The organism is Synechococcus sp. 63AY4M2, assembly GCF_002760475.1.
Lineage (GTDB): Bacteria > Cyanobacteriota > Cyanobacteriia > Thermostichales > Thermostichaceae > Thermostichus.
This window is the reverse complement of the sequence record NZ_AXUX01000001.1, coordinates 2367106-2373175: the sequence shown is the minus strand read 5'-3', so window position 1 is coordinate 2373175 and position 6070 is coordinate 2367106. Positions and strand designations below refer to the sequence as shown.

The following is a 6070-nucleotide window of genomic DNA, read 5'->3' as shown; positions in this document are numbered from 1 at the left end:
TTCTGTTCCCATCGCCTCAAGGTGTGGAGACACACCCCAAAATAATCCGCCGCTTCTCTCGGTTTTACATACCTAGCCATACCAAGCAGCCATACTGAACATATTGTACATTATTTTCAGTATAGTCCAGCATATCATTGACTAGAGTCATGCTCCAGTCGAGGGGTTTCTTCGAGTCCCTCCCCAGAGGACAGTGGGCTAGAAGTGCCATCTGCCGGGCCTAATGGCAACTCCACCCACCAGAGCGGGTAGCGATCGGGATCCGTCTGCAGCCAAACACAGCGGCAGGGATCCCAGGCGCCCAGTTGAGGGCTGGATCCCACCAGGGCAATTCGATCGCCGGGCTGAGTGGTGGCGCGAACTTGAAAGCGATACATTTTCCGAAGGAGAGGGAGAGGAACCTATTCTGGATTTGCCGGTAGATAGACAGGCTTGATCAGTTGGCTTATTACCCTGCCGACAACTGGTAAGAGAAAACAAAAGCTGCGATCCAGTTCCGCCTTGTCTGGCCTATCCTGAGTTTTAAAAAAAAGAAGTTCTCAGATCCGCAAACAGAAAACACAGAAGGCCACAAAAAAGACCTAAAGCCCCAAAGTAAAGCTCTCTAAGTAAAGAACAATTGAACTTTAGCTTGAACTTAACATACTGTCCAAGAATTGTCTGTTTTCTGGAGCACTTTCAGAGGGTTTCTGGAGTGCAAGTTTCCAATTGTCGCTGGGGCAAAATCACCTCAAAGGTGGATCCCTGCCCCACCTCGCTCTCCACCTGCACCTGCCCCCGATGCTGCTCGGCGATGCTTTTGACAATGGCCAGCCCCAAACCCGATCCCGACCGCCGATTGGGATCCCCGCTGCGGGCCGGATCCACCCGGTAGAAACGGTCGAACAGGTGGGGCAGCGCCTGGGGTGGGATCCCCGGCCCGCTATCTTGCACCTGAAGCACCAGTTCTGGGGATCCGGAGCGCAGCCGCTGCCTAAGGCGCACCTGCACCTCGCCGCCAGAGGGAGTGTGGAGAAGGGCGTTTTCGATCAGGTTGGTGAACAGGCGGGCCAACAGGTCTTCATCTCCCCAAAAGGCGAAGGGATAGCCCTCTGCTTCCTCGTCGGGGGTGACAATGTCCAGCTTGAGGTGGATCCCTTTCTGGTTGGCCAGCCCTTGCAACTCCTCTACCACCTGCAGCAGCAGAGCATCCAGCGCACAGCAGCGGGGCTGGAAAGGCACCATGCCGCTGTCGTGGCGGGCCAGAAACAGCAGGTCGTCCACCAGGCGGCCCAGCCGCAAACACAGCCGCTCCACCATCTGCCAGCGCTGGCGGGTGTCGGCGTCCAGGTGCGGATCGGCCAAAGCCACCTGTACCGTGGTTTGAATGCTGGCCAAGGGGCTGCGCAGCTCGTGGGAGGCATCGGCGGTAAATTGCTTGAGCTGCTGGTAAGACTGGCGGATGGGCTGCATGGCCAAACCGGAGAGCAGCCAGCCGATTCCCCCCACACAGGCCAAACTGGCCACTACCCAGAGGCTGAGATCCCGAATGAGCTGGCGTGTCGGCTTGCTCACCTCAAACCAGGGGTGGCTGACCCGCAAATACCCCAGCAGCTTCCCACCGGCCAGGATCGGCTCGGTGAACTGGCGCAGCCAATACCCAGGCGCGATGCGGGCGGTGTGCAGGGATCCCTCGGTCAGCAGGGGGGCAGGGATGCCGCCGGGCACCGTGGACCAGATGAGGGATCCCTGGGGATCAAACCACTCCAGGTCGATGTGGTCGTCCTCCAGGGTGCTGGGATCATCCCGAAAGCTGGCCTCTAAGCTCTGGCGGGCCTGCTGTGGATCCAAGAGGCTCTCGTCCACCACCAGGGAGCGCTCGACAATTTCCACCACATGGCCCAGCGTGTCGTCCACCCGCTCGATCAGGGTTGACTGCACATACCAGTAGAAGCTGCCGGCAAACAGCAACAAAAACACCCCTGTTACCACGGTGTACCAGAGGGCCAACCACCGCCGCGTTGCCTGGAACATGGGGGTTGCGCGGGAAGGGGATGGGTTAGCTGTGGACACGAGGCTCAGGGTGAAGGGTCGATAAAATCTCCGCTTCCACCTGCAGCAGGGTGTCCAGCCGCTCCTGCACCTCGTCAGCGGGGAACTGCTCCAGCGCCAGGTCTAGATACAACTGCCAGTGCCGCTCTTCAGCCGCCGCCAGCCAGAGGTAAAACTGCCGCAGCTCCGGGTCGGGGGCGTGGATCCCCAGCAGGCCCAGGCGTTCGTGGCTGCGGGCCTCGATGATGGCGGCCACCAGCAAAGCGTCCAAAAGGTGCTCCGGCTCGGAGCGGCGCAGGTGCTGGTTGAGACGGCTGGCGTAGGGAGCAGCCGAGAGGGGCCTGATCGGGATCCCCAGCCGTTGCAGGTGGCGATGCACCCGCTCAAAGTGCTGCAGCTCCTCCCGCGCCAGCGGCGACAGCGCTTCCACCAGCCGCCCGTTGGCCGGGTAGCGAAACAGCAAACTAAGGGCGTTGCCCGCCGCTTTTTTCTCGCAGTTGGCGTGATCCAACAAGATAAGGTCGAGGTGACGAATGGCTTGGTCGATCCAGGCCGCAGAAGTCGGCGAGGCCAGTTGTAGCGTCGGCACAGGGTCAGAAGAGGTTTCAGGCATCAACAGCTTCCAGGTTGACCCACCCTGCCCGCTGCGGGAGCAGGGAACGGAACTGGGTTAATCGGATCTTAGCTTTGCCGGCGTACCCCTTTCTAAGTCTTGGATCCCGTCTGACGCTCTGGCAGCAGTTGTCCCTATCCCCGGCCCCTCTCCCAGAGGGAGAGGGGAGTTCGGGGATTTTTCAGAAGGCTGGCCCCCGCCTCAATGGCTCAGAGCCAAGGTTTTCCCTGCTACGACCGCCGCCATCTCCTGCAACAGGTCTTCGGTCTCTTCCCAGCCAATGCAGCCGTCGGTAATGGAAACGCCGTACTGGAGCGGCGCCCCTTCCTGCCAGGTTTGCTTGCCCGGGTTGAGGTTGCTCTCCAGCATCAGCCCCATCAAGGCCCGCTGCCCCGCTTGGTACTGCTGTAGCACCGCCCGACAGACGGATCCCTGCCGGCGGTAGTCCTTCTGTGAGTTGTCGTGGGAGCAGTCCACCATCACCGAGCGCGGGATCCCTTGATCCTTCATCAGCAACGCCGCCCGCGCCACATCTTCCGGGCCGTAGTTGGTTCTGCCGCCGCCGCCGCGCAACACGATGTGCCGATCCGGGTTGCCGGTGGTTTTCACCAAGGCCGTCATGCCGTCTTGGCCAATGCCCAGAAAACTGTGGGGGTGGCTGGCAGACAAGATGGCGTTGAGGGCAATTTCCAGCCGCCCGTCGGTGCCGTTTTTGAAGCCCACGGGCATGGAGAGGCCGCTGGCCATTTCCCGGTGGGTCTGGCTTTCGATGGTTCGGGCGCCGATGGCCGCCCAGCTCACCAGGTCTGCGGTGTATTGAGGGGTCACCGGATCCAGCATCTCGGTGGCACAGGGCAGGCCCAGCTCGTTGATCTGCAGCAGGATGGAGCGGGCCAGTTGCAAGCCGGTGGCAATGTCGCAGGAGCCATCCAGGTGGGGATCGTTGATCAACCCCTTCCAGCCCACGGTGGTGCGCGGCTTCTCAAAATAGGTGCGCATCACGATCACCAGGTGCTCGCGGGTTCGGTCGGCCACCCGCTTGAGGCGGTGGGCGTACTCCAAGGCCGCTTCCGGATCGTGGATGGAGCAGGGGCCGACGATCACCACCAGGCGATGGAGATCCCGTCCGTGGATGATGTCGCGAATGGCCTGCCGCGTGGAGAGCACCACTTGGGCTGCCGTTTCCGTCAGCGGCAGCTTGGCCTTGACAGCAGCAGGGGCAATCAAGGGAGTCACCTCTTGGATGTTGCAGTTGTCGGTTTGGGGGGGCATAGAACTGTCCTTCATTGTGTCCAAGGGATGGGCAAGTGAGGGATTGAGCTGTCGAGCCATCAAAAAAGCCCTGGCACTGGGCTCAGGGCTTCAGGACTGACTCAGGTAAACCTAGGCTTTATAGTTTACGCGCCACCCTTCCGCCCTGGTCGCTGCCAGGGAAAGGTAAAGTAGCCAAAAAAGGGAGCGCGCAAGATCATCTTCAGGGGAAGGAACTCGGAATCTGTACGAGATGAGTATAGCGGAAGTATACCCAAAAAGAAACTGGATTTGCCAAGACGGGCTCAGGTTCTGGGTCGCTCCCAGGGTTCCCCGGGCGCAGCCCAGAGGACGGCTTTCCCCCACCCAGCTCAAGAGGCTTGCCCGCCCCGTAGCCATCGCTCTGCGACGCTGTTGCAAGCGGTGCGAGGAGAAAAGCTTCAGGGCAACTAGGAACTTCCTGCCGCTGCCTCAGCCTGACAGGGCCGCAGCGGCGAAAGCCCCGCAAGCCCGGCGGAAACCAAGACAGTCAGCAGGACTCTGGGCTTCTGTCCCAGAAAACAGGCTTCAGAAGGATCCGGCCCGAACGGCAGCCGCTTCCTGGATCACCTCGTCTCCAGGCTGCAGCCCGGCGTGGATCTCCACCAGATCCCCATAGCGGGATCCCACCGCCACCGGCGTAAACAGCGGCTTGCCGTCCGCCAGCCGATACACGCCCGTCAGGCCGAACTGTTCTACCAGGCTTGTCTGGGGCAGCAGCAGGGCTTGGCGGGTTTCTCCTGCCAACTTCAGACGGCCCAGCATGCCCGGCATGGCTCCGGGGAGCGGAGGGATCTCCGCCTTGACTTCCACGGTTCTCGAGCTGGGATCGGCGCTGGGGATGATTTGGCGAATGGCTCCCTCCACGGTTTGGTTGAGGCTGTCGATGCTGATGGGCACCCCTTGTCCCACCCGGATCTGGCCGGCCAGCGATTCGGGCACAGCCACGGAAAACCGCAGCCGCTCGCTGCTTTCTAGCTCCACTATCGGCTGGCCCGGCCCCGCCAAAGCCCCTACCTCCACATACTTGCGGGTGACGACGCCGGCAAAGGGGGCAACCAGGGTTCCGTAGGCCAGGTTGGCTTGGGCTTGTGCCACCCCCGCCTGCGCCTGGGCCATGGCCGCCTGCACCTCAGGGATCCGGCCTTTGGCCTGGGCAAGCTGGGCCCGCGCTTGGGTCAATCCCTGTTCGGCCTGCTGGATCCCGGCCTCGAGCTGGGCCAGCCGGCCCAAGAGCACGGCTACCCGCGTATTGGCCTGATCCACCTGGGCTTGGGCCACGGCCCCTTCGGCGTGCAGCTTCTGCATGCGTTCTTGGTGCAAACGGGCCTCCTGCAGCTCCGCTTCCGCCTGCTGCTTCTGGGCTTGCACCTGGCGCAAGGCTTCTTCCGCTCCCCTCACCCCTGCCTGGGCGGCCAGAAGGCCTGCTTGGGCCTGCTGCAGTTGCGCCTCAGCCTGTTGCCGCTGGGCCTGGGCCTGTTGCTGGGCGGCCTGCACATCGCTGACATCCAGACGGGCAATCAGGGATCCGGCCGCCACCTGCTGCCCCTCCTGAACCGGCAGCTCCAGAACTCGGCCCACAATGCGGCTGCTGAGGGAGGTGCGCTCCACAGCCTCTAGGCTGCCCACCAGAATCCGCTCTTGGCCGATTTCCCGAGGCTTGACCTCCATCGTGGCCAACGGGGCGGCCTTGGCGGTTTCCAAGGACTCCGTCTCGCTGACGGGAAGCTCCGAAGCGGCTACCCCTGGACCGGGCCGGCTTTGGGATCCCAGCAGCCAGCCGCCCAGCCCCCCTAGCGAGAGGAACAGCAGCGCCCAGCCCAGGTGGCCCCAGCTCCAGCCGGAAAACCTTTGTTGGTGCAACCTGCCGACTTGAGTTTCCATAGTGCAAGTGTCCAAGGCGTAACTTGAGAGTGACGAGAGAAAGAGGCTAAGGAAAGACCAAATCTCCCAATGGCTTGGAGATGGGCTCTATGAGAGCCCCACCCCCTGCAAACTGAGGCGCTCAAACCAAGGCACCGCCCACCCCCAGCGCATCTTGGCTAGGAAATACTGCTCAAAGGCGGACTTGAGCCAACTGACCCATGGCCCTTGCACGGCCAGAGCTATAGCTGCTCTTGCCTGTCTTCCGAAGCC

Annotated in this window: 6 protein-coding genes and 1 pseudogene; all 7 read right to left on the bottom strand. The window is 62.0% G+C overall.

Annotation, left to right across the window (positions count from 1 at the left end; genetic code table 11):
- Window positions 1-80, bottom strand: a pseudogene (locus SYN63AY4M2_RS10605) (IS607 family transposase); the annotation flags it as partial.
- A 54-nt stretch (window positions 81-134) separates the two neighbouring features.
- Window positions 135-377, bottom strand: coding sequence for a CBM20 domain-containing protein (locus tag SYN63AY4M2_RS10600; RefSeq protein WP_099812927.1), 243 nt, complete (start codon window positions 375-377; stop codon window positions 135-137).
- Window positions 378-678: 301 nt separating this feature from the next.
- A complete protein-coding gene (locus tag SYN63AY4M2_RS10595) occupies window positions 679-2013 on the bottom strand; it encodes a HAMP domain-containing sensor histidine kinase (RefSeq protein ID WP_011430998.1) in 1335 nt (444 codons plus the stop codon).
- Window positions 2014-2038: 25 nt separating this feature from the next.
- Window positions 2039-2644 (bottom strand): tRNA-(ms[2]io[6]A)-hydroxylase, encoded by a 606-nt coding sequence (locus SYN63AY4M2_RS10590; protein WP_011430999.1) that lies wholly within the window; start codon window positions 2642-2644, stop codon window positions 2039-2041.
- Window positions 2645-2845: 201 nt separating this feature from the next.
- Window positions 2846-3916, bottom strand: a complete 1071-nt coding sequence (locus SYN63AY4M2_RS10585; protein ID WP_011431000.1) for a 3-deoxy-7-phosphoheptulonate synthase — start codon at window positions 3914-3916, stop codon at window positions 2846-2848.
- A 546-nt stretch (window positions 3917-4462) separates the two neighbouring features.
- Window positions 4463-5818, bottom strand: coding sequence for an efflux RND transporter periplasmic adaptor subunit (locus SYN63AY4M2_RS10580; protein ID WP_099883714.1), 1356 nt, complete (start codon window positions 5816-5818; stop codon window positions 4463-4465).
- Between the two features lie 87 nt (window positions 5819-5905).
- A complete protein-coding gene (locus SYN63AY4M2_RS14395; RefSeq protein WP_255322479.1) occupies window positions 5906-6031 on the bottom strand; it encodes a hypothetical protein in 126 nt (41 codons plus the stop codon).
- Window positions 6032-6070 lie beyond the last annotated feature (39 nt).

Bases quoted from the DNA above. Each gene is read 5' to 3' on its own strand.
- SYN63AY4M2_RS10600 (WP_099812927.1), bottom strand. From the start codon at position 377: ATGTATCGCTTTCAAGTTCGCGCCACCACTCAGCCCGGCGATCGAATT.
- SYN63AY4M2_RS10595 (WP_011430998.1), bottom strand. From the start codon at position 2,013: ATGTTCCAGGCAACGCGGCGGTGGTTGGCCCTCTGGTACACCGTGGTA.
- SYN63AY4M2_RS10590 (WP_011430999.1), bottom strand. From the start codon at position 2,644: ATGCCTGAAACCTCTTCTGACCCTGTGCCGACGCTACAACTGGCCTCG.
- SYN63AY4M2_RS10585 (WP_011431000.1), bottom strand. From the start codon at position 3,916: ATGCCCCCCCAAACCGACAACTGCAACATCCAAGAGGTGACTCCCTTG.
- SYN63AY4M2_RS10580 (WP_099883714.1), bottom strand. From the start codon at position 5,818: ATGGAAACTCAAGTCGGCAGGTTGCACCAACAAAGGTTTTCCGGCTGG.